The 23,909-nt window shown below is 38.8% G+C and carries 22 protein-coding genes; 3 read left to right on the top strand and 19 right to left on the bottom strand.

Annotation, left to right across the window (positions count from 1 at the left end; genetic code table 11):
- Window positions 1–504: 504 nt before the first annotated feature.
- The 9 genes from ACN6KS_RS18690 to ACN6KS_RS18730 all read right to left on the bottom strand — a co-directional run bounded on the left by ACN6KS_RS18690 (window position 505) and on the right by ACN6KS_RS18730 (window position 9,501).
- On the bottom strand, window positions 505–645 hold the full coding sequence (locus tag ACN6KS_RS18690; RefSeq protein ID WP_339287243.1) for a hypothetical protein: 141 nt from the start codon (window positions 643–645) through the stop codon (window positions 505–507).
- A 259-nt stretch (window positions 646–904) separates the two neighbouring features.
- Window positions 905–2,638, bottom strand: coding sequence for an ATP-dependent nuclease (locus ACN6KS_RS18695; RefSeq protein WP_440960232.1), 1,734 nt, complete (start codon window positions 2,636–2,638; stop codon window positions 905–907).
- A 389-nt stretch (window positions 2,639–3,027) separates the two neighbouring features.
- Window positions 3,028–3,684, bottom strand: a complete 657-nt coding sequence (locus ACN6KS_RS18700; protein ID WP_339287246.1) for a hypothetical protein — start codon at window positions 3,682–3,684, stop codon at window positions 3,028–3,030.
- 77 nt (window positions 3,685–3,761) lie between these two features.
- Entirely contained in the window at window positions 3,762–5,747 is a 1,986-nt protein-coding gene (locus tag ACN6KS_RS18705; protein WP_339287248.1) for a DUF3732 domain-containing protein, read from the bottom strand.
- Entirely contained in the window at window positions 5,747–6,247 is a 501-nt protein-coding gene (locus ACN6KS_RS18710) for a three component ABC system middle component (protein WP_339287250.1), read from the bottom strand. Before ACN6KS_RS18710 ends, ACN6KS_RS18705 begins: the two co-directional genes overlap by 1 nt.
- A gap of 2 nt (window positions 6,248–6,249) precedes the next feature.
- A complete protein-coding gene (locus ACN6KS_RS18715; protein WP_440960233.1) occupies window positions 6,250–7,407 on the bottom strand; it encodes an ABC-three component system protein in 1,158 nt (385 codons plus the stop codon).
- A gap of 208 nt (window positions 7,408–7,615) precedes the next feature.
- Window positions 7,616–8,551 (bottom strand): recombinase family protein, encoded by a 936-nt coding sequence (locus ACN6KS_RS18720; protein ID WP_440960234.1) that lies wholly within the window; start codon window positions 8,549–8,551, stop codon window positions 7,616–7,618.
- A complete protein-coding gene (locus tag ACN6KS_RS18725; protein ID WP_440960235.1) occupies window positions 8,548–9,018 on the bottom strand; it encodes a recombinase family protein in 471 nt (156 codons plus the stop codon). Before ACN6KS_RS18725 ends, ACN6KS_RS18720 begins: the two co-directional genes overlap by 4 nt.
- 186 nt (window positions 9,019–9,204) lie before the next feature.
- A complete protein-coding gene (locus tag ACN6KS_RS18730; RefSeq protein WP_440960236.1) occupies window positions 9,205–9,501 on the bottom strand; it encodes a DUF6809 family protein in 297 nt (98 codons plus the stop codon).
- Window positions 9,502–9,610: 109 nt separating this feature from the next.
- Here ACN6KS_RS18730 and ACN6KS_RS18735 point away from each other — a divergent pair, with 109 nt between their 5' ends.
- Together ACN6KS_RS18735 and ACN6KS_RS18740 are read left to right on the top strand one after the other, a co-directional pair.
- Window positions 9,611–9,832 (top strand): helix-turn-helix domain-containing protein, encoded by a 222-nt coding sequence (locus ACN6KS_RS18735; protein ID WP_076285355.1) that lies wholly within the window; start codon window positions 9,611–9,613, stop codon window positions 9,830–9,832.
- Between the two features lie 405 nt (window positions 9,833–10,237).
- Entirely contained in the window at window positions 10,238–11,434 is a 1,197-nt protein-coding gene (locus ACN6KS_RS18740) for an IS256 family transposase (RefSeq protein WP_280789143.1), read from the top strand.
- 424 nt (window positions 11,435–11,858) lie between these two features.
- Here ACN6KS_RS18740 and ACN6KS_RS18745 read toward each other — a convergent pair whose 3' ends face one another.
- On the bottom strand, window positions 11,859–11,987 hold the full coding sequence (locus ACN6KS_RS18745) for a hypothetical protein (RefSeq protein ID WP_440960237.1): 129 nt from the start codon (window positions 11,985–11,987) through the stop codon (window positions 11,859–11,861).
- Window positions 11,988–12,476: 489 nt separating this feature from the next.
- On the opposite strand from ACN6KS_RS18745, the gene ACN6KS_RS18750 reads away from it, so the two are divergent.
- Complete coding sequence (locus ACN6KS_RS18750) at window positions 12,477–13,685, top strand: GNAT family N-acetyltransferase (RefSeq protein WP_440960238.1); 1,209 nt, start codon at window positions 12,477–12,479, stop codon at window positions 13,683–13,685.
- A 96-nt stretch (window positions 13,686–13,781) separates the two neighbouring features.
- Here the strand turns inward: ACN6KS_RS18750 and ACN6KS_RS18755 are convergent, their stop codons facing one another.
- The 9 genes from ACN6KS_RS18755 to ACN6KS_RS18795 all read right to left on the bottom strand — a co-directional run bounded on the left by ACN6KS_RS18755 (window position 13,782) and on the right by ACN6KS_RS18795 (window position 23,891).
- A complete protein-coding gene (locus ACN6KS_RS18755) occupies window positions 13,782–14,699 on the bottom strand; it encodes an N-acetylglucosamine kinase (protein ID WP_094869342.1) in 918 nt (305 codons plus the stop codon).
- Between the two features lie 128 nt (window positions 14,700–14,827).
- Window positions 14,828–16,390 carry a glycoside hydrolase family 3 protein gene (locus ACN6KS_RS18760; protein WP_440960239.1) on the bottom strand — a complete coding sequence of 521 codons (1,563 nt, stop codon included), beginning with the start codon at window positions 16,388–16,390 and terminating at the stop codon, window positions 14,828–14,830.
- 17 nt (window positions 16,391–16,407) lie between these two features.
- Complete coding sequence (locus ACN6KS_RS18765; RefSeq protein ID WP_076316285.1) at window positions 16,408–17,550, bottom strand: exo-beta-N-acetylmuramidase NamZ family protein; 1,143 nt, start codon at window positions 17,548–17,550, stop codon at window positions 16,408–16,410.
- A gap of 98 nt (window positions 17,551–17,648) precedes the next feature.
- The gene (locus ACN6KS_RS18770) at window positions 17,649–18,356 is read right to left on the bottom strand and encodes a PIG-L deacetylase family protein (protein WP_440960240.1); all 708 of its coding nucleotides are present in this window, start codon (window positions 18,354–18,356) and stop codon (window positions 17,649–17,651) included.
- Window positions 18,357–18,358: 2 nt separating this feature from the next.
- Window positions 18,359–19,330, bottom strand: coding sequence for a GNAT family N-acetyltransferase (locus tag ACN6KS_RS18775; protein ID WP_094869339.1), 972 nt, complete (start codon window positions 19,328–19,330; stop codon window positions 18,359–18,361).
- Window positions 19,331–20,551: an anhydro-N-acetylmuramic acid kinase gene (locus tag ACN6KS_RS18780; protein WP_094876286.1), complete on the bottom strand. Its 1,221-nt coding sequence runs from the start codon at window positions 20,549–20,551 to the stop codon at window positions 19,331–19,333.
- The gene (locus ACN6KS_RS18785; RefSeq protein WP_036688719.1) at window positions 20,551–21,411 is read right to left on the bottom strand and encodes a carbohydrate ABC transporter permease; all 861 of its coding nucleotides are present in this window, start codon (window positions 21,409–21,411) and stop codon (window positions 20,551–20,553) included. The genes ACN6KS_RS18780 and ACN6KS_RS18785 overlap by 1 nt, the downstream gene beginning before the upstream one ends.
- An 18-nt stretch (window positions 21,412–21,429) precedes the next feature.
- Window positions 21,430–22,332: a carbohydrate ABC transporter permease gene (locus ACN6KS_RS18790; protein ID WP_060622964.1), complete on the bottom strand. Its 903-nt coding sequence runs from the start codon at window positions 22,330–22,332 to the stop codon at window positions 21,430–21,432.
- A gap of 104 nt (window positions 22,333–22,436) precedes the next feature.
- On the bottom strand, window positions 22,437–23,891 hold the full coding sequence (locus ACN6KS_RS18795) for an ABC transporter substrate-binding protein (RefSeq protein ID WP_094869337.1): 1,455 nt from the start codon (window positions 23,889–23,891) through the stop codon (window positions 22,437–22,439).
- Window positions 23,892–23,909 lie beyond the last annotated feature (18 nt).

The following is a 23,909-nucleotide window of genomic DNA, read 5'->3' on the forward strand; positions in this document are numbered from 1 at the left end:
CATCTCATCAATGGGAGGTATGTGTGGGTCAATAAGTAGCGACATTTAATAGATATGAGCAGGTTGTGGGATTGTTTACAAGAGCTGCTTCTGAACAAGGGATCAGTTCACCGGTTTATGTATGTTTTACACAGATATGTTGACTTATCCTTAATTAATTTATTGGTATCTTCGAGTTATTATGGAAATTTACACCTTTTCAACTTGTTGAATTATGCATTATTTTACAATAGTGCATGGGCCACTACCTTTTTCATTCGTTTTCCTCCCTTCAACGAAAAAAAGCCGATTGCGCTATAATTCAGGCATTCGGCTTTTAAAGAATATTTATTAGGAAAGAGAGCATTCGTTGAAGGACACTCTCTTGGACAAGTATTTTTTTTTTTCAAAAAATAGATTAATATCATCTTTGTATAAGATCTCTTGATTCCTCTAGTTTACAAAACGATCTGAAATATTGTGCACAAGAAAATCCAACCGAAACATCATCAATAAAAGCCAAAGCTACCAGTTCATTCGATGATGGAAGATTATCTTCACTTCATCTATGGTAATTCCTACTCCGTTAAATGCATCATTGAGTTTAACTAGATCTTCTGCATCAGTTGTATTCGCCCATCGGATTTTGATTGTCTTATCATTCATGTTACGAACCCCCAGTAATACTAAAGATTAAAGTTTACAATATCTTTAGTGTATTTTCGTTAATTTCGTATAACGTTGTTGATTTCACGACAGACGTCCACCTTAGATAGCTCTTATCTTAGGTGGACGTCTGTGTTGGTGAACTTATTTCTACTGTATAATCATCTTCCAACCAAGGGCGTGTGCCCGCTGCGTGAAACTTGTGTTAGGAGATGTTATTGTCAACTTAAATTACTAATTATTTTATTTAGGTGTTGTATTATTTCATTTTTTGTATTAATTCTGTAATTATCTTAGGAATTCTTTTATAAGAATGCGGTAATCCATTTTTAGATATTCCACTTAACACTTTCATTAGTATATTAATATCTTTGATTTTTTCTGAATTTTCTAACAAAAGCTTATTGGTTGTTCTTTCTTTTGAAGATATGTTTAATTCTTCCCAATATTGAGCTTTTCCTTGAGAAGTTGAAATAAGATCACACTCTAGATTATATTTCATGCACACAATATTATAATCTTCTAGAAAATTAAGAATTTCGGTATGTTTATTGTTTGATAAATAATCTTCAAATTTTACAACTGACGATTCTTTCTTTGTTAAGTTTTTTAGAAATTTCTTCTTATTCAAATTGCCCTTGTATTCAGGAAAACCATTTACATCTCTACTCTGATCTAATGAGTTATTCTTATAATTTGTAAAAAAATCTTTATCAACTACCATCATCCTTGGGATTTTTAATTGTTCTAATAGATAATAAGGATATCTAAAGTTTTTAACTCCTTCTAAGTTAAGAATTGAAATCCCATTTTTTATTGTGTCAATGTTATACCTCGCTAGTAGATGATCTATAACTTGTGCATCATTTTTACTTTCTGCTAATATAACAATTTTCGAAAAAAAGAACTCACTGTTTCTATAATTAAAAAACTGGTAGTAACTAAACTCTTTTATCCCGTTGTCTTCAAAAAAGCTTTTAGAAAGTTGATATAAATTACTTTGAACATTTTTTTTATTATCATACTCTCTTTTCACCAATATTACCTTATGATGATCTAATTGATCAATAATTATTGGAGAATGAGTTGTTAATAATAGCTGATTAATTTTCGAATTTTCTTTTATATTCAATATTAGTTCTTTCTGTGCTTGAGGATGTAAATTAATTTCTGGTTCCTCAATTCCAAAGACTACATTAGAATGCCTTAATTCTGCTAAAATTAAATGCATAGAAATGATTGACATACTTATTACGCCACTTCCGCAATCTTTTAGATTAAAGTCTCTGTTAAGATCGTTAATCTTCAATTCAATATCATTTAAAATAATAGAATAATCTATATTCCCTTTAAACTGCACCTTAAAAGTAAAATTATGGGTTAGTAAATAATATTTATCAATATTACTTGCTATATTTTTTAATATTCTTGATTCTATTACTCCTAATTCGTTTTTAAGTCTCGGTGAAATACTATCTCTACTTTCAGTTTTTGCTTTTAATGTTTCCTCTATTACTTTTTTAAATAAACTTTCTGTAGCAAAATCGACATCATCTATAGTTCGTTCTACTGGTATATATACGAATTGTATATATTTATCTATATAAATTAGAACTTCATGATTTTCCGACAAATTTTCAAAAGTTATACCTGATTTATAGCTGTATGTACGTTTTTTTGTTTTATAACTGTAGCGAAATCTAATTGTTAAATTAGAATTATTTATATAATCAGCAAACATTTCCTTGGTCTTGCCGCTAATTATACTAAACGTTATTATAATATCAGTATATTGAGTCTTTGATGCATGCCTATGATCCTCATCTTCAAATGCTTTTCTCTCGTCTTCGAAATTAAAGAAAGAATTTATAGCTCTTAAGAGTGCCGATTTACCCACATTGTTTTCTCCTACTAAAGCGACAATGTCCTCTACACTAACATGAGCTTCTTTAATAGACCTAAAATTTCTCACAATGATGTTATTAATTTTCATGAAATCCTCCATTCTATTGTCAAGCTCTTAATTTCGTCAAAAGTGTCTTCTGACCAAGAGAACCATTTGTGATGTGCGTGTTTCAGCAGATACGGTGACTTTTTCTTTGGCTAATCTATTGGGTAAATTTTCAGTTGTCATGGGACATCACTTGGTACACACCCTGATAAAAAGATAAAACTAATATACCTCACTGTAACAAAGCCATGCCTAAATAAAATATAAAATCAATTTTTAAGAATAAGTGATTTTGATTTTCTTAAGAGCTGCATTTATGATGTAAAGCTCATCATCTTGACTCACATTAAATAACGCAAAATTAACAATTTTTCTTGCATTCGCTTATATTGTCAAATTAGGCTCTTCCTTGAGCAACTTGGAATAATAAATTAGAGCGGCAAATGATTTGTAAATGTTTTTCTCTCAATGTGTTCATTGTATATTCCTTTTTGAGAACTTGATAAACAGTCCCATATGGTTTTTACTCTCCAGTCCTCCATATCAAACAATTGCTGCTTATCCCTATTTCTTTTCATAGTCATTTTAAAATGACTTTTCTTGAACTTAATACTGTATTTCTCTAGCCTCCAAATAAGAGTAGTTAGTTGTTTTGGAGTAAATGCACTATTTTCTTTAAAATATTTGATGAAATTCTCAATGTCAAAATCTTCATCCACTTTTGACAACTGAACAAGAGAATTAATTAAATCTCGTTTTTTTGCATCTGTCACCAGCTTATTTCTATCTTGATTAACTTTTTTCTTTGCGTCTTTATTAGTCAGCTTTTTACCTGATTGATCAAGAACACTAATTTCAAACTTGTTTACGCACTCAGAACCGATCTGTAATGTATTTTGATTATGAATATTAATAATTTCAAATTGGTATCGAATATTAGGATGATCACATAATTCACACACTTCATCAGGTGTTTCAACATCGTACATGTTCCCTTTATAAACCCACTCATCTAAAGCTCTACGAACATTATTTTTTTCCTTGCTAACAGGAAATATATTATTTTTCACTCTTTCTGTCCAACCCACGAACATCACCTTGCCCTCTGTGATTTCTTAAGGATTTTAGATTTATTGAAATAAAATTATTCTTAAATTCTCAACCTCTATGAATACCATTCTTCCGGTATTAACTTTTTTCCATTTCTCCATTCAACCACTTCATGAATACCTTCAATATCACCATAAATGTCACTATCTGCATGATCAAGAATGATGCACTGCCAGGCTCCCTTTTTAGACACAACCGATTCAGCGATGGTTTTGAACATACTCTTCACCGCACTAATATCCTCGTTATCATATTCAGGATCATAATCAACATCAGGATCAATTCTCTTTAATTTTGGAAAATAGACTTGACTTGGTTGATCAAATATTACAAAGCTAGGAACACAAGATGGTTCATGCTCTAGAAAGTATTCTTGCAAAGAACACATTAAGGCAATATGAAAAGAGACCCAATTTGATGCGCTACCAACTTCAGCAAGAAAATGCCAATGTTCATCATTACTCAAAACAGATATATTAAGATCCTTGACGCTAAATTTTGGAGCAATCTTTCGATATTTATCCTCTACATCAAGAGTCTTCAAGTGTTCCAAAATACGTTGAGATATAATTGCAGTTGCATTATCAATTCTTTGTAAGACTTTACCATGATCTACCTTCTTAATTAACTCACTATATTCTGTTTCGAGAATAGAAATTTGCTCCTGCAAATCTCCTCCATCAACAAGTCTTTCAAATGTTTCAATCGATGCTTTTAGATGACCTAGAAATAAAAACATATTTTTTTTGCGTTGGAATTCTTCCTGTGCACTTTTATCTCGAGCTATCAGCAAATCAAATCGTCTTTGTAATTTCTCTTTTTCATCTAGAAGGTTCTGTAAATCTAATTTGATTCTTTCCTCCTCCCTTGAAAATGAAGTAGGAATTTCTGCAACACTTCTAGATTGATCTTCATACTTTTTAAATGCAGCAATAACCTTCGGTAGCTCTGACCTGGATTTCGGATGTTCAGAACTTCCACATGCTGGACATGCCTGAGAATCTATTGCCACACTTTCTAACCATTGTGAAATATGAAGTCTATCTGCTCTTTTTCGCTGAGAATCTCCATAGCCAAGGAATCCTGATTTCAAACGTTTAACATCATTCAACCTTTTTTTCATTAAACCTATCTCAATACTAATTCGTTCCTCTTCAATCTCAAGCTCAACAACTTCTTTATTTGCTGTTTCGATATTATCAAGTTTGGTATTTGAATATTCAGGTATATTTTCAAATATTTGCTTAGCCGTAACTAACAAGTCATCCGGATCCGTCTCATCTGAAACTTCTTCTACTAAAATTCCGTATTCATGTGCTATTTTCAAATGACCAAGCATATTAGCCATCCATGAAGCTGAAACATTCTTGACTTTATCAAATTCTTTTTTTAGTTGATTTAATCTTTTTTCTACATACTGAAGGCGTTGCCTTGCTGTTAAAACGTCGATATTTTCAGCTCCCAATATAAATGGAAACCAATTTCTAAGTCTTTCTCGATGTTCATGAGCGTGTGTCTTATAAAATAAGATGTTTTGATTAGCCACAATGTCTTGGTTTTGAAAAACTAATGCCATCAAGTCTCGAAATCCGAGACGAGCTTGATAACTTTCTTTTTCATCCTCCCCTCCATTCAAACTGAAATATGGTACAGATGCAATTACATTTAAAATATGCTTTATACCATCAGATTTTTCATTTGGCTCCTCAATTATAGGGGGAATACTTACAACTGAACCTCTAGAGAGATAAAATTCATTTGACACCCTGTTCCCATTTGGAACTTTTCTTGAAATCAAAACTTGTTCATGTTCCGTTTGAATAAGGACACCATACCAAGATACATAATCACGTATTGTATCTATTGGAATAAAACAATCACTTGATGCAAGACAATAATCAATAATAGGTATAATGGCAGATTTCCCTGTACGAGATGCTCCTGTAATTACATTTACTTTCCCTAATTCAAAAGGTACTATTTGAGGAGCAAACCCCTGTGATTTTGGCCAAATAATTAATTTTAATATTTGAAATTTCATTAGAACACCACCTTAAGATATGCCTCGATAGCATGAAGATCATGTTTAGAAAACCATTTCCCCAATATCTCGGCTTTCTCTCCTTCTCGCTTTATTGTAGTTTTCAATGCTTTTCCACGACCAGGTTTATTTAAATTGCGAGGGTACAATTTCCCGCTTTCCATGTCCCACATTACCATTCCTTCCGCAATAGCAACATCAATTGCAGCAAGTGTATACTCTCTTTTATCTCTTATTCTTTGTTGAATAGATAATAATATATCGGAGTCTTTTGTATTTTCAAAACTCCTAACATACGATTGTAGATCTGCTCTTTGATTACTGATAGGTTTGAGTAAATCTTTGTTTGTTAAAATAGCAATGGCAACAAAATGTAGAAGACCAATAGGAGCATCTCCATGTGGGTGACCATCGCAATATCCTCGAGTGAATTTCCAAATAAAATAAGCTCCAATAATTGGTGTGTTCCAAAGTTTCACTTCTTCAACCAATTTTCCCAAGATCAAATCCCCTCTTCCTTAGGAAATATTTTATCCCAATTTGGATGCCAACCTAAAATTGAATCATCAGCTAATGCGTGATAAGCACCAGGGATCGTTGAAGGAGGTGGGGTCATATCTCTAATTGTTTCTGCTCTTGATTTGCAGTCAACTAGCAGTAATTGGCCTCGCTCGAAATCACCTAATTTCTTCTCTGTAATTTCTATTCTTTTTCTTTGATTTCCCCAAAATTTTGTCAATCTATCTTCAAAATCAAGAGCAATTTCATCGTCGATGATTTCATTCGCTATCCACTTCTCAAAGTTTATATCTGCTCTCAAATAATCGGAAATAGCATCAAGTATTTCATTTTCATCCAATTCAATTGACTCAAGTTGTCTTAAATATATTGGGCGGTTTTTAACATGTTTTTGAACATTATCGTGCTCTTTAGAATAATGCATCGTAAAATCAATAAGTTCTCTGCAACGAGAACGATCAAATATCACCTTAAACTGCCGGTCAAATTCTTCCCAACTAATGGTTGCGCATTTATGAGCCACTATCTTTTCTGTTATTACTTTTTGTACCCACCCACTAAGATTCTCCATGAGAAACTCAATTTGACCCTCTGGAACATGCTTTCTTTGGATCTCAATCCTCACTTCTTCATAGCCTGCACCATTTCCAATTTGCAGTTCAAATCGTTGAATTATTTTAAATAACAATGCCTCATTTCTATTCACTACAAAATCATAATAGGTCCATATATCATGATCTGATTTTATATCACCAAGCTTTTTCTTCGTGTATTCAAGAGCACTCTGAATGTCTGAGCGATATTCTGCAGAACTAAACTTATTAACAATACCTTCTCTTCCAGACCGATTAGTATATAGAAGAAATTTAGTTTTCTCTACATCAATGAACCCATCTTTTATTGCTTCTATCCAATTTGAAAATGTTTTCCACAAATCAGTTGATTTGTCTGTTAACGGATTACCTACTATTGAAGATTTATCTTCTTCGGCAAGCAGTTCTCCATCTGATTTCAAAGTTGCCACATCTCCTAATACTTCAACACAAACAACATCTTTAGGAGCACTCCTGAGTAGATGATAAAGTGCACGCGGATACTGCATAGAAAACCCTAATAACTGACCAGGTGCATTTGATTTCATATATATAAACCCCCATCAACTGATAATTATCTGGTTCCACCTAATTATTCCCACATTATAGATTCTACAAAATAAGACTATTTCCTCTACAAAATTTAACGACTTCTATTCTATAGGTCATTTGATCTATGCATGTAAAATAGCGAGCCTCTGGAGAAAATTCCAGAGACTCGCTATTTCTAACTATTCTCTACACATCCTTTACATATCACCTATAACAAACCGTCAACTCCACCCGATTCCCTTCCCTATCATACACAATCCGCTCCACTAGCTTCTTCAACGCCCTATTCTTCTCTTCACTTGTCACCGCAGCGCTCCACAACTCCCTAAACTCACCTATCCGATCATATATCTGCTCCACAGTCGGATAATTCCCTTCATCTACTACTACCTTCCGCAAATCCTTCAACTCTTCCTCCAGCTTCTGTATCTGCCTTGACCGGATAGCTTTACGCTCCAAAAACACTTGCTTCGTAAGCATATCCTCTTCATACGATTCATACAGCTTGTCCAATGCCCGCTTATGCTTTTTCAACTCCTGCTCTATGACCTCAATGATCGTCTGCGTATCATTATAACGACTTCCATACAATTCAATCTCCCGTAAAATGTTTGGGTCTACATGAATAATCCGATCAAACAGAGCATTAAAAAAATCAGCATCCATTACCTTCCCGCGCTGATCGCATTTGCTGCCATCTTTGTACTGGTGATAGCACAATGCACTCCAGTGCTGTCCCTGCTTCTTGTTCTCACCTACTCTAAATCTCATCCAAGAACCGTATTTCTCACAATACAGCAAGCCTGACAAAGGAAAAATGTTACGCCTTGAATTGGGGTTCAGCATTCTGTTCTTAAGCAGCCGCTCCATAATCGCTTCATGTTCTTCCGGCGTTTTCAGCTTTTCATGTGTTCCCATGACTTTAATCCGCTCTTCTTCGGGTACAAGCTCCAGCTGACCACGCTTGGAACGGGTTTTTCCATAAGTAATGTAACCCAAATGGATTTCGCTTGCCAGCAACCGTTGAACCGTAATATTTGACCAGCCCTTGTTCTTTCCATCAGGCTTAATGTTGTATGGCGTGGGTATCTTGTTATCCGTCAACCAAATGGCGATATGACCAAGGTATGTTCCATTCAAATCCTTTCAACAATCGCTCGATAAATCGGACGCTTTGTTTCATCCACCAATACCGACCTTGTGTTCTTATCGTAGTAGTAAGGAAACGGCGGATTTCCGTTTGTCCACATGCCTTTCTTAGCTCCTACCTCTTTCCCCTGCTTCATTCTTCGCTTAATCGTTTTGTACTCTATTCGGGCAAAAATAGACATGAAATCAAAGGATACATCGTCATTGTCTATTTCCAGATCGTATATCTTGTTTGGTGTGATAATGACCGTTTCTGAGTTTAAGAATGTATCTTTAATGAGTGCCCAATCCTTGTTTTCTCCACGCCCTAAACGGTCAATATCCATGACCACTACTCCATAATAGAGCTTGTCTTCAACATGCCGAAGTAACTTCTGCATTTCCTTACGGGACTCGATCTTTTCCCCAGAGGCCACTTCTTCGTATAGCCTATAGGTCCAGTTTCGATTCTCGACCAATGTACCTGATGCTCAATGCTTGACTGCTCATTTTCACTTAAAAGCTGTTCTGGCATTGTTGTTCACCTTTCAGTCTAACCTGATTGATTCAACGGATATTTCTTCTTGAAATCCTATTCTTATTTACATGAAATAAACCCAAAAACCGAAGCAAATTTACTTCGCCCCGGTTCTTTTACTGAGTTACTATATACCATCATAAAAAGAATCTTTATCACCACTAAATACATCAATCATCATTAATGCTCCTATTTTATAACCTTGGATAAAAGATAATGCTGAATGCAAAGAGCTTGAGTCACTCTGTAAATCGAATAGCTTTTCGACTTGATCAAACTCCTCTTCGGATAACCTCTCTTTGAGCATCTCCAAAAAATTAATGATTTTCTGATTAATCTTCTGCAATTCCGGATCACTTGGTTTAATCAACTCATTCGGACTCAATCTTCCATAATAAAAATCCTCCAAAATGATCACCATCATGCCTCCTTTCGCAACTAGTGCTCCTAACACGTATAAATTTTATGCGAAAACCGCATAAATAACAATATGCAATTTTCGCATAAAGTAAACTTGGCTTGGGTGATGAGCATTGTACACAAGAATCCGCGACTTACGCGAAGATAAAGATCTGACACAGCAACAAATGGCTGAGCTTTTACATATTACACAAGCCACCTACTCCCGCTACGAGAATGGAAATTTGGATGTTCCGAGCGCCGTTTTAATTACGCTAGCTAATTTTCATAAAGTAAGCATCGACTATATTTTGGGTCAGACAGATAACCCTAAGCGCAATCCCAGCAAAAAATAATAATCCGCAACACAAACAAGCTTCTGTGATAATCACAGGAGCTTGTTCACGTCTAAGCTGAAGCATAAATAATTACTTCAATGCCACAACAAATCAATCTCATTGTCTAGACTTTCTGGATTATATCTTTCATCCCAAATTTCAAAATCATAATCCTTTGGTTCATTTCCAGTTTCTCTAATCCATTGTCCATAGACATAGTCATACGAACGACTAAGCTCCGATTCAAGTCCCTTATGTGTGTAAGAACATACTTATTCTCACCGACAGCATGACCTATCATATCTAACGGAACATCGGATGGCGTAAAATAAGTTGTGTACCAGGATTTGGAGCCTAGTCAGGCAACAAAAAAGTAGGGTATTCTCGGGATTGCGAAGTCCACCAAGAAAGGAACCCTACTCGATGACTATTTTACCCGAAAACCAACTTAATAATCTATTTGAAAATCTTGTCACTCAGTTTGTAAAAGATAACATGGAATCCATTATGCGCGCAGAAATCCAAGCGTTCATGTCGAGTGATGAAGCAGGTGCACGCAACAGCCGCAACGGATATTACACACGAAACCTGCATACGAAATACGGCAATGTGGAGGATTTAGAGGTTCCCCGAGACCGCCAAGGTCTGTTCCAGACTCAGTTGTTTGAGCCGTACCAGAGACGGGACGGCTGGCTGGAAGAGGCGGTAATTCAGATGTATAAGTCGGGCATGGGCACCCGGGATGTAGCCCGTTTTATTGAAAGTATGTTTGGCAGCCACTACTCCCCCACAACGGTCAGTAATATAACAGCTACGGTACTTGACGACATCCACCAGTGGCAAAAACGTTCGTTAAACAAGCGTTATTCCGTGATCTATCTGGACGGCTTGTACGTCAAGCTTAAACGCGGGACCGTCAAGGGAGAAGTCGTTTATTTCGCGATGGGGATCGACGAAGATGGGCACCGGCAAATTCTTGGCTTCTATGTAGGTGGCCAAGAGAGCGCAAACGGCTGGCGTGAAGTGTTGAAAGACCTCTACAACCGAGGCGCACAGGAAGTACTGCTCGGTATATTTGACGGGCTACCAGGACTCGATGCTGCATTTAAAGAAACCTACCCAAAAGCCGATGTGCAGCACTGTATTGTCCACAAGGTTCGCTCTACCTTCCCTAAAATCCGGATCCAGCACAAAACGGAAGTGATTGAGGATCTAAAGACCATCTACACGGCGCAGGACCACGATCTGGCGCTAGCTGCGTTTGATACGGTAAAGGCAAAATGGGGCAAGCTGTACCCCAAAGAGATGCGGTCTTGGGAGGAGCAACTCTCTACCTTGCTAACGTTTTACAAGTATCCGGCACTCGTGAAAGAAGCAATCTACACCTCCAATCCGATTGAACGAATGAACAAGGAAATCCGAAAGCGCCTAAAGCCGATGAACAGTCTCACGAATATGGATGCGGCAGAGAAAATTGTCTACCTCGACGTGATGGACTACAATGAACGTTTTAGCGAACGAGTGATTCGCGGCTTCGGTGATCTGGAGGTTAAGAAGAAACTGAACAACATGTTTGAAGCGCGGTACCCGGTGCAGGAAGGGCAGGAAGAACCTGCCTAATTTCCTCGTTCTTTGGGGCGGGTTTCCCCGCCCCAAAGAACATCCACACCCACTAACAGATACCCGAGAAGCTACTTTCTGTTCTCTTACACAAACTTCTTGACGCTACCGAACATCGCCTTGTTTACTTACTTCGTAACAAAGAATATGTGTAAACTTATCGACCTGAGGATTAAAATCGGAATTCATAGGATAAATCTGCATTAAAATCACATTCTCATTTTTCTTGTTTTGAATTTCGTCTTTTCTTTCCATTAGACAATGATAAATGCTCTTACCAAGACCAGACTCGAACGCTTTAATATCTGCTTCAATTTTGTAACCTACAACATGAAAAGTGGGTAGTGTTACTACTTTAGCTTCCAGAAAATCTCCTCCATTCAATGAGTAGGCTTATCACAACATTAATCATACAAAACTTCAATCATCTTTCTTGTCTTACATAAATAACTTCTGCCTGCTCAATAGATTGTGCGTCCAGTTGACTGGCCGTATTCTGTAAGGTCAGTATGGTGTTCGACAGCAATTTATCAATGATGGAATCAACGTTCATTGATTCAACATCAAAATAGCCAACATACGGCGCATTTTCAACTTCCGCTGATAAACTTATTTTCAGTGCAGGGAAACCATCTATTCCTAGCGACCTGTAAAAACTAACAACCGCCGCACTGCTGGCCTCCGCTTTCGTGTATGGTCATATGCATCAGTTCTTTAGCATTTGCAAGAATGTACTCCGCTACTTTTTTCTCTGATTCTGGCAATTCATTGAAGTCGGTTTATCATTCTTCTTTTTAAGCTTCGCCTTCATTTGTGCGCTTTGTGCTTGTAATTGCTCAGCCGAAGTCGCTATTTTCCTAATCCTCATTTAGACTATATTGAGTAATCTAAATTTTGTATCACTTCTATGATTCCACACGTTCCATTTATTGACGAATTTTTCTTTCAATATTAAACTATAAATAAGAAATTAAATTCCAAAAAACCGTTTTTTTCATTTATTAAATTTATCCCAACATTACGGCGCAGGAGGAAATGAAAGATGACGACGACACCAAACATCATCGTAATGAACCATCCAACTAGAGAGCAGCTTGAAAAAATTTACGATATTTTAGATGAATGCTTTTCAGTAGGCCGGGCTTTTTTCCAAGAAAGATTAGACCTAGATACCACATATGATCCAGATACAACATGGTTTGCGATGGTAGACGGTAAGATTGCATCCAATGTACAAATTTTTCCGTTTCATATTAGAGTCGGTCAAGCGATCTTGAAAACAGGTGCAATGGGGAGTGTCGGTACAGATCTGAATTACCGCGGGCTGGGGCTTGCACACAAAATTCTTCATGCACAGACCAACTATATGAAAGAAACCGATTATGATATAAGCTTGCTTTTGGCTAGCAAGCATGCGTTTTATGAAAAGGCTGGCTGGAGACTTATTCCCGAGACTGCTTTCGCAATTGAAAAACCAGCAAGTTTGGAGCAGCAGCAAAGCAGTGATGAAATCATTCCTTTTGAAGCCTGTTATCTCGATGATATCCGTTTCATCTATGAACAATTCAATAAGAATCGCACCTACACCGTGATCCGAAGTAGAACGTATTGGAATGATTTATTGAACTGGCCGGAATGGAAGAACGTTGACTGCTTGCTCCTTCGCAGAAATGGAAAAATCGTCGCTTATGGCATCATTGAAAAGAAAGATACTGAACAAGTATTTATTAATGAATTATTGTATTTGAACGAAGCCGAAAACGGCGTTGAAGCTTTGTTTCATGCCTTATGTCAGCTGCGCCAAAATGCAAAGCAAATATTAGCGATGCTCCCAGAGGACCATAAGCTATATTCCTATTACCAACAGCATCAAGCAAATTCAATTCAAATCAATATGGCGATGTGGAAAATGATCAATCTCAGTTCAACTTTCCATAAGCTTCAGCCTGAATTAGAAGATCGCCTAAACCGTAGCAACATAATTGCAGACCAGGAGTTGCATATTGCACTTCGCAGCAATGAGGACTGTATCTACTTGGATTATAAGCAAAAGCAGCTTTCTGTTTCCGATGCTAGTAATCATACCAATCCCTATACTTCAATAGAAGTAGATGAACGCGAGCTAATGACTTATATCATGTTCGGCTATAATGAAGCAGGCGCAGCAAAGGACAGTACTGAGCAGGCTAACATCCTTCAAGCTCTATTTCCGAAACAACAAGCCGTGTTTTATTTGACCGATAAATTTTAAGCCATTTTTGATTCTTACCATTTTAAAATAAGGGTGTGTCGCAAGTCCAACTGCCCGGACTTATGACACACCCTTATTTTTCCATAGCAACAAAAACTAGTTGTTGTTCATTTTTGATCTTCCTAACAGGACAGCACCGTAGGCTGCATCCTTAATCGGCAAAATCAGCTTTGTTTGCGGGTAGCTCTGTGCGAGCTTTCGCTCCAAGGCTTCTTTCACAAAGCGAGACTTTTGCAGCACACTTCCTGCAATCGCAATCGGACTTTCATATAGCTTAAGCCGTTCAATAACAGGCACAACAAGCTCATATAAATTGGCTGCACATTTCTCCGCTAACGCTATTGCATGTGCATCGCCCTTCTTGCATGCGGTCGTCATAATCGGTGCGAGCTGCGCAATATCTTTTTTCGTCGTATTTTTATCATAAACAAAGCCAATAATCTCTTTCACAGTGCTTAATCCAAGCTGCTCATATACCATCACTGGGATGATCGTATCGGTTATTCTTCCGTCCTCCACTTGAACTAATACGGATAATAGATCGCGTCCAATGCTATAACCGCTTCCTTCGTCATCAATCAGATGACCAAAGCCTCCTGTGCGATGCTGCTCTCCTTTTTCATTGACCCCAAAGCAAATCGATCCTGTACCGGCAATGAGAATGATGCCTTGCATCGCATTTTGTGCCCCGTATAATGCGGTTTCTTGATCGCCTGTAATCGTTAATGGCCCGATATAACCGTTATTTCTCACATGCTGCTCCAACAAATGGATGACCAGCGGATTACTTATTCCTGCCGCACCTATACATATATGAGCAACTTCTTGTAAATTACCGCAGTAGAGCTTCGTTTGACTAAAAATTTCTTCAAAGGAGGCGGCAATCGCATCAGCATCACCACCGTTATAATTAATAGGCCCTACAGTAAAGGTGAATAAAGAGTCTTCCTGGTCATGCGTAATGGTGACAGCTGTTTTCGTGCCACCCCCATCAATTCCAACGATAAATGCCATACCTATGTCCCCTTGTTGTACTTTTTTCAAAGATAAGAATTTATATGTTTCACGCGATATATTATCCTTATTTTTCTCGCAGAAACGCTTGCCGTCCATGAAAGGACGCCGAAGGCTTTTATGCTTGTCTACATCTGTATCGTAATCTTGGCGGTGGGTACAACCTCACCATTTAGAATTGGAAGGAGTGATTTGAATGCATCAAGTGTATACTCAAATGCCGCAATTCCGCAGAACTCGCCTTCGATTAACGGTAAATCATACGGGCGACCTAATGTAATGGCCGTTACTTTGCAGCCTGCAGCCAGCAGCTTCTGCACAAGCGCAAGCTGACCTTTGTTTTCACGCGCATTGAACAAGCCGATAACAATATGCTTGTAGCCTTGTACCTTTGGCAGCGCAGCGTTGATTTGCTCCTCGCTCGGGTCAATGTCGATAATCTCATAAGCTGTATTAAAATGCTCCCCCATATATTGCGGAAAGCTAAGAGCTTGATTCAAGCTGCTGGACGCAAGATCGGTACGGTAGGAATAGGAACCCATAAATAACACTTGCTCGTCACCGGTATGAATGGGCTGGAGCTCACCTTTAATGAGGCAGATCGTTTCCGTACGCATTAGCTCATTTGCTCGGCGATGTACATCGCAGCCAACTAGTTCATAATCTAGCTCCTCAATCGTCGCATATTGTGCTTTATAAGCTAAAATTTTTGTAACAGCTGCATCAATTAGCGCTTCATCCAAATCACCGGTGGCTACAGCTTCTTCGATCAAATGAATCGCTTCCTTCACTGTCTCAGGAGTATGACTAATGAATACCAAATCAATACCTGCTTTAACAGCTCCTAACGCTCCTTTTGCCGTACCATAGTATCGTTTGATCGCGTCCATTTCTAAACAATCCGATACAACTAACCCTTTATATCCTAATTTTCCTTTTAATATCTCTGTAATAATGATATGAGACATAGTTCCGGGCACACCGGATTTTTCAATTTTCGGAAATAAAATATGTGCACTCATAATCGCTTGAGCACCTTGCTCAATTGCGGCCTTAAACGGCAGCAGCTCAAGCTGCTCTAATTCCTCAAGTGTTTTTTCAATGGTAGGCAAGCCAATATGTGAATCGACATTTGTATCACCATGACCTGGAAAATGCTTAAGTGAGGACATGACGCCTCCATCGAGCAATCCCTTCATCATTTGAATTCCATACTGGGATACTGATGCAACAGAATCACCATATGAACGAACATTTATGACTGGATTCAATGCATTATTGTTAACGTCCATAACTGGAGCTAGATTAAAATTAATACCTAATGCTTTCAATTCTCTGGCAGTCATTCTGCCTGCTGCATACGCATTTTCAGGTCGTCCTGAAGAAGCAATTGCCATGGCTCCAGCAACATTGGTCGCGTCTTTAGGCATACGAGTGACTCGACCGCCTTCTTGGTCGATCGTAATAAAACCCGGGATACCAGTATGTGTCGTGTACCATTGCTGCAGCTCAGTAACAAGCTCGCCTAATTGATATTTATTGTCGATATTATGTGAGAATAAAATAATATTGCCGACTTTATAATGCTCAATAACTTCCTTCAGCTCAGGAGTGATCTCGGTTGAAGGGAAGCCTGTTACAAACATTTGTCCAATCTTTTCGCGCAAGCTCATATGTTCTATTGTTCTCATCAATTACTCACCTTCCTCTAGCGATATAAATGATACTGCTGTGTTATTTCTGCAAATTGCTTGCTTTCCGCTGCAAACTGTTCAAGCAGCTGCTTGGCTTGCATATTTTCCGTACGATACATGTTGTCTCCCCCCAGCAAATCGATAAATGGACGAGAGCCCTCCTTCACAGGAGGCAGGAATGAAAATTGCTCGTACAAATCTCTTATCGTAAATAATAAGGTTACCCCAACTTCTAAAGGCCTCAGTACTTGGAGATCTGTAATGTAAATTTGTACCCCGCCGCATAGCTCGCCACAATGTTTAGATGACGTTGGCTTGAAATGAACTGGACGAAAAAGCACACCCGGGATACCTTTTGCATTCATCTCATCTGCCAATTGCTGCGCTTGAATGAACGGAGCACCAATCATTTCAAACGGGAACGTTGTTCCACGTCCTTCGGAGCAGTTTGTGCCTTCAAATAAACATGTTCCTGTATATAATAACGCCGTTTCATATCGTGGTATTCCAAGTGAAGGATGAACCCAGGTTAATCCTGTATCCGGAAAGGACATGCTCCGTTCCCAGCCTTCCAAACGAACGACATGCAGCGATGCATTCCAATTCATTTGATCATTTGCCATCGTTGCTACCTCACCTGCTGTTAAGCCGTATCGCACGGCTAGCTCGTAATTTCCAACAAATGATTTGAAGCCGGGCTTCAAGACATTCCCTTCTACCGTTACCCCGTTAAGCGGATTAACACGATCAAGAACAACAAATTCTACACCTGCATTTGCACAATCTTCAAGTGCATACAGCATCGTATAAATAAATGTGTAATAGCGTACACCAACATCTTGAATATCGTATACAATGATGTCTACTTCATTCAGCATTTCTTTTGTTAAACGCTTGGAGTCTTTACGGTACAAGCTATAGACTGGAACATTCGTAAAAGGATCCATGTAAGTGTCTACTACTGCCCCTGCATCCAAATCTCCGCGAACGCCATGCTCAGGTGAAAACATCGCAGCAAGATTAAAATTTTCATGTAATATAGTAATCGTTGATGCAAAATCCTTCGTAAGACCTGTCGGCGCTGTAATCAATCCTACGCGCTTACCTTCGAACAAATAACGATAATTCGTTATAGAATCAATCCCATTTAACACCATATGAAGCTGCCTCCTAGCTGCTTTTTAGCATAAATGAATAGAACAAGGGAATGTTTCCTGCTATACATAGAAACACTCCCTCTTAGCTAGTTGAATAGTTACCAAAGACTAGACTGCCTAACCTTCACCGTTTCAGCAGGCACCATAAATGCTTCTGCATATGTCTTTCTTGCTTCACAGCCGCGAACAACTGCTAGTGCTTTGTAGTAATCCATGTATTTGAAAGATTTGCTATTCGTCACAAACCAATGCTTGCTTAAAGCATCTATCCATAGATCAAATGCCGCTTGATCGAAATCCACATATACGTAAGGGACATAATCAACCGCATCCTCCCAGTTTTCGGAGTAATATAATCTTGCTGCAAAGTGCGCGGGGAGCGCTCGTTCAAAGGATGATAGACTTGCGAAGAAACGGGCATCATTTACGATATGATGCGTTAGCGCATGGTCCTTATGCATACTGTCTTTCCAGTGTGTAATAATAATGTTAGGCTTCACGCGACGAATTACATCACAAACCTCCATACGAATTTCTTGATTGTCAGGCAACTCTCCGTCACAATAATCATCGAATACAATGGCTTCACCGCCTAGCATATCCGCAAAAACCTGTGCCTCTTTCACTTTTTGCTGACGATATTCCTTCATATCCTGTCCTGCCGGGACCCCTCGTTCACCCGCAGTTAACGCTAATGTCACAATGCGATCTCCCTTTAAACTATGACTAGCGAGCACACCACCAGAAGCTAGCTCCACATCACCAACATGCGCTCCAATTGCTAATACTGTGAATTTTTCGCTCATCTTTAAAGTTCCCTCCGCAATATAGAAAATTGTTTTTCAATAGTAAAGCCTGCTTTTTGATAGATTCGAAGAGCCGGATTATTATTTCCAGTGAATAGAGAGATATACTGACAGCCCACATTTTGAAAAGCTTCAACCATTCTGAAAAATAATACACTGCCAAGGCCATGACCCTCATGCTCTGGGTGCACTCCGATACCGCAAAAAAATGCTCTTCCATCAGGCTGCGAAATAATTGGACCTGCAAAGCCCACAACCTCGTTGCCGTACACAGCTATTACAAGTGGTGCGCCAACCTTCACATAAGTAACAACATCCTTCTTCCACTGCGGATTTTGCAGGGCAGCAAGTGTTGCTTCAAGCCCAGTATGTAAATCAGGGACATAGGACGTAATGTAATAGTCCTTGCTATTTGCATGGGTTTCCTTATCTAAAATATCTTCCGGAACTATAAAGCTTCCTAGTTTTAAATACATGCCGCATTGCGTCGCTCGATCTTCGTAGCCTCTAGCCATTAAAGCTTCATATAATGGCAGGTCCTTACTGATGCCCGGGGCATTATTATGCTCATGCTGAGGTGCACTTGGAATACTCCACTTCAGCTTAACAGGGTTGAAAAACAATACATCCGCTTGTCTTTTCCCAAGTTCTTGGAATCTTTTTTCTAAACGCAATAGAAAAGCATCGTAAAGCTCCAGAGAAGCCACATGGGTATCTATAATAACACTCGTAATATAACCGGCCACATCTCCAAGAGGGAGATCGTCACCGCAGCAGCCAGCTGCAAAACCAACAATCCCTTTTTCGTCACAGCCTACCCATATACAGTCAGCGTCAAAATAAGGATGGTCGATGAATGTATCTTGAAACTCTCGCTCTGTAAATGGCTTATAATCATATTTTGTAGCCTCACGATTCCAAAGTTCTACAACTGCAGAGTGATCTTCAATTGAAAAGGGTCTGATTTGCACCATTTAAGCCTCCTGTGAACGTCCAATATAGGGCCAGGAAATTTTGCCCATTACTACTGGCTGTGAAGCTCCAGTTACTAGCGGGATATTGTTTGGTAAGCGCTCCATCGTGTAATACGCAAGCAGAGCAAAAGCAATTGCTTCCTTAGCATCACTATTACCACCGATATCCTCCTGCGTCAGCACCTGCACGTTATGCGGTGCAAATAAGTGCTGTAAATTACGCAAAAGCGTCTTGTTATAGCTTCCACCGCCGCCAATTAACAATTGCTCAGCCTGGTGCTGCGGTGCAATATACCGTTCATAGCTATCGACGATGCTCCAGGCAGTTAAGTACGTAGCTGTTGCAACAACATCTTCTGCTTTCCAGTGATTAACCTTCATCATTTCAATAATTTGTGCCACGTATTGTTGGCCAAACCGTTCTCTGCCTGTCGATTTTGGTAACGGCATCCTATAATATTTATCCTGCTGCATCCATTTCAATAGCTCATCAATCACTTGACCGCCCGCACCAATTTCGCCATTAACATCCATTGTCATTGGTGCAAATAATTGCGATACAAGGCCATCGATAATCATATTTCCAGGACCCGTATCAAAAGCAAATACCTCATCTGGTGAGGCATTTACAGGCAAAACAGTCACATTGCCTATTCCGCCAATATTTTGCATCAGAAGTGTTTTCTTTGGATTGTTAAACAATAAGTATTCGGTAAATGGTACTAACGGAGCTCCTTGTCCACCCATTGCCATGTCAGCAACTCGAAAGTCTGATACGCAAGGAATTCCTGTGCGATTGGCGATAACCGCACCATCCCCAATCTGAACGGTACAATGCAGATTATAGCCGCCCATAACATTCTCATCCGGAGCATGATAGATTGTTTGACCATGCGATCCTACTGCGAATATTTGCGAAGGCGAAAGGCCGCATTTCCCTATAACGGATAATGTGGCTTGGGCGTATAATTCGCCAAGCCACATATTCATTGCGCCAACCTTATCAATCGTAGCGCTAGCGGGATCAAAAAGCTCAAATATGGAGTTTCTAACTTGCACCTCAAAAGGTGTGTTTTCAAAAGCCAGTAATTCAATCTCTACTCCATGCTCTTTTTCGGCTGATGGGAAAAGCTTAACTACTGCTGCATCAATACCATCTACTGATGTACCGGACATCAAGCCAACTAAGTATGTTGCATCAACTTTTGATTGTTTGTCCATTAACCTTTCACCGCTCCAACTGTTACCCCTTCAAGGAAGTATTTTTGTAAACTGAAGAACAAAATAAACATTGGAACTGCTGAAATGGTTGCCCCCGCCATCATCGGTGCAAAGTAAGTTGTATTCGCAAAGCGAAAGTTTTTCAAGCCGACCTGAATGGTTTGCATATCCATCGTATTCGTTACTAGGAACGGCCAGAAAAAGTCATTCCATGCCGCCATGAACGTTAGGATTGCTAGTACTGCCATAATTGTTTTAGATAGAGGCATAATGATATACCAGAAGATTTTAGGCTGGGAACAACCTTCGATTTTAGCAGATTCAATAATTTCACCTGGAATGGAGGACATGAACTGCTTAACCAAGAAGATATTGTATACCGTTACTATGCTCGGCATAATCAACGCTGTGTACGTATTTTGTAATTCAAAAATGTTTACGATCAAAATATATAGTGGAACCTGAGTGACTTGAACAGGAATCATCATAGATCCCAGCAAAATAGCGAACAAAATGTTTTTCCCTTTAAATTTCATTTTTGCAAAAGCATATCCAGCAAGTGTAGCAAAAAATACGTTAGATACCGTGATACACGCTGCCACTATAAAGGAGTTCAATAACCAGTCCCATGTATGTGGGCTGAAGTTAAAGAAGAATTTATAAGATTCAAATGAAATCTTCGATGGTAGGATAGAATAGCTCATTGCACCAGCTTCTACCGGATCACCGAACGAGGAGATGACCATAAAGTATATCGGGAATATGGTAGCTGCGGCAAATAGGATAAGGAACGTAATGTTTGCACCATTACGTATAAACAGATACCCTTTGCTTCTTAAGCTGTTGTTGTACAAACCCATAGTATTCTGCTCCTTTTCCTAGTATTCTACATCTTTACCTATAAACTTGAATTGAAGGAATGATATAAATCCGATAATCGCTGCTAGAACTAATGATTGTGCCGCTGCCTCACCAAACTCAAAATATGTGAACGCATTGTTAAAGATTAACAAACCTACCATTGTTGTTGCATGGTCTGGTCCACCGCCTGTCATAAGATAAGCGTTTTGGAATACTTGGAAGGAACCGATAACACCAGTAACAAGTAGGAATAGCGTTGTTGGCTTAAGGAAAGGGACAACGATAAACCAAAGCTTTTGCAGGAAAGACGCGCCATCAATTTCAGCTGCTTCATAATAGCTGTTATCAATAGCGAGTAATGCGGCTATATAAATAATAATTGCCGTACCATGACTTGATAACCATGACATTAACACAAGTGAGAACATTGCAGTTGCACTGGAACCAAGCCAGTTTTGATTTTCAATACCTAAAAAACTCACGAGCTTATTGGCAATACCTGATTTTAACGGATCGAAGATCCACAGCCACACAACAGAAAGCGCTACACCAGATGCTACGGCTGGCAAGTAATATAGTGCTTTAAAGATCGTTTGTGTTTTTTTCTTGAAAGGAATAATCAAAATTGAAATTAAAAATGATAGAAGAATATTAAACGGAACAGTTAATAACGTATATACTAACGTGTTTTTCAGCGCTTTCCAGAAAAGTTCATCTGAAAACGAGTTAACGAAGTTATCCATGCCGACAAAAGTGGATCCTAATGGACCATATTTTTGTAAGCTGATAATAAAAGCATTGATGACTGGATATGCGGTAAATAAAGAAAACGCAATAAGTGCTACTGCGATAAACGCGTATCCCCAACCTGAGTCACTTTCGAGTTTCAATTTTTTTCTTTTAGTCAACGTTTGATTCATTGGGTCGCACCTCTCTTCTAAAAACAGTACAAGCTCTAGCTAATTTAGAAGGAAAGCTGTACGTTCTAGCTACGCACAGCTTTCACATGTCAGCCTACGACAGACTAGTCAACTACAATACCATCTTTACCGAAAGATTTAATTGCAGCTGCTTTAACTGCATCATACATTTCTTGTGGAGCAATCTCATTTGCAAGTAAGCCTTGTAGTTTAGGAATAATAACTTCTGTTTCAATTTTTAATGCTTCAGCAGCCAGATCAGTAGGAATATCTGTACGAGCCGGAAGCGCTTTTGCCATCATAGCTTTACCTGCAGCAACGTTATCTTCGTTACGAGGGAATTTTTCAAGTACTTCTGCATTACGTGCAGATTCAGTAATTGGTGATAAGAACAGCTCATTACTGTAGTTAGCAGCAATTGAACCAGAAGACAAGAAATTCGTTGCTAGGGCAATATTTTTGATGTGCTCTTCAGATGGAGCTTTTTTACCACGAAGTGCGATATAACCATCAACGATTGAAGTAGGGACATAATCGGCACCGTTGAATGTTGGGACTGGAAGTGAAATATAATCAACTTCAATAGAATCTGCAACAGCTGAACCATCGTTCGCTTTAATCTTCTCATTGTTTAGACGAGCAGAGTTTTCAAATGCAGATAAACCCTTACCTGTGATCATCGTTTGACCCGTTAGGAACATGTTCCACCGTTTACCAGCATCGATAGAGCTTAGCTCTTTAGGCATAGAACCATCGTTGATCATTTCGCGAATAGATGTAAGTAGCCCCAAGAAGTTTTTGCTTGTATACGTGTATTTAAGGTCCTTATCGAAGTAATCTGGTAGACCTGCAGTTTTAGCAAGAATAGCCAGATAGTCTTTAGATGCTACACCAGATGTTGCGAACACGAAACCATAACGAGTAGTTTCACCTTTATCATTTTTCACTACGCCTTTAGAAATTGCATTACGGAACTCTTCATAAGTCCAACCGTTTTGTTGAATGCTTTTCCAATCAATTCCGGCTTCTTCAAGGAATTGTTTGTTACCACCGATAGTGTGGATTTCCATATACGCTGGTAGGCCGTATTGAGCGTCACCTAGTTGGAAATATTTCAATGGAACTTCGTCATAATCTGCCTTGGCTTCATCAGAAAGGGCACCGTTAAGGTCGATTAGTACATTAAGTGCTGCATATTTCGAAATTCCTGAAGCACCGATAAAAGCAATATCTGGAGGAGAACCTGCATTTACTTGAGTATCAAGTTTTTGCGTCATATCTTCCCAGCTCGCTGGCTCAATTTTCAAAGTCAAGTTAGGATGTAGTGTATTAAATTCTTTTTCCATATCAGCAAAACGTGTTTGATAGTTCGCTGATATCGGAGGTAAAAGTGCTGTAATCGTATCCTTTTTAGGCTCAGAACCACCGTTACTAGTTCCTGTGTTACCGGAATCTGTAGAAGCTGGAGCGTTATTTCCGTTTCCTCCGCAAGCCGATAATAGTGATACCATCATGATTCCTGACAAAAACAGAGTTAATCCACGTGATCTTTTTTTCATCGAAAACAGCCTCCTCAA

The sequence above is a fragment of the Paenibacillus nitricinens genome (assembly GCF_052056485.1).
Taxonomy (GTDB): domain Bacteria; phylum Bacillota; class Bacilli; order Paenibacillales; family Paenibacillaceae; genus Paenibacillus_AQ; species Paenibacillus_AQ nitricinens.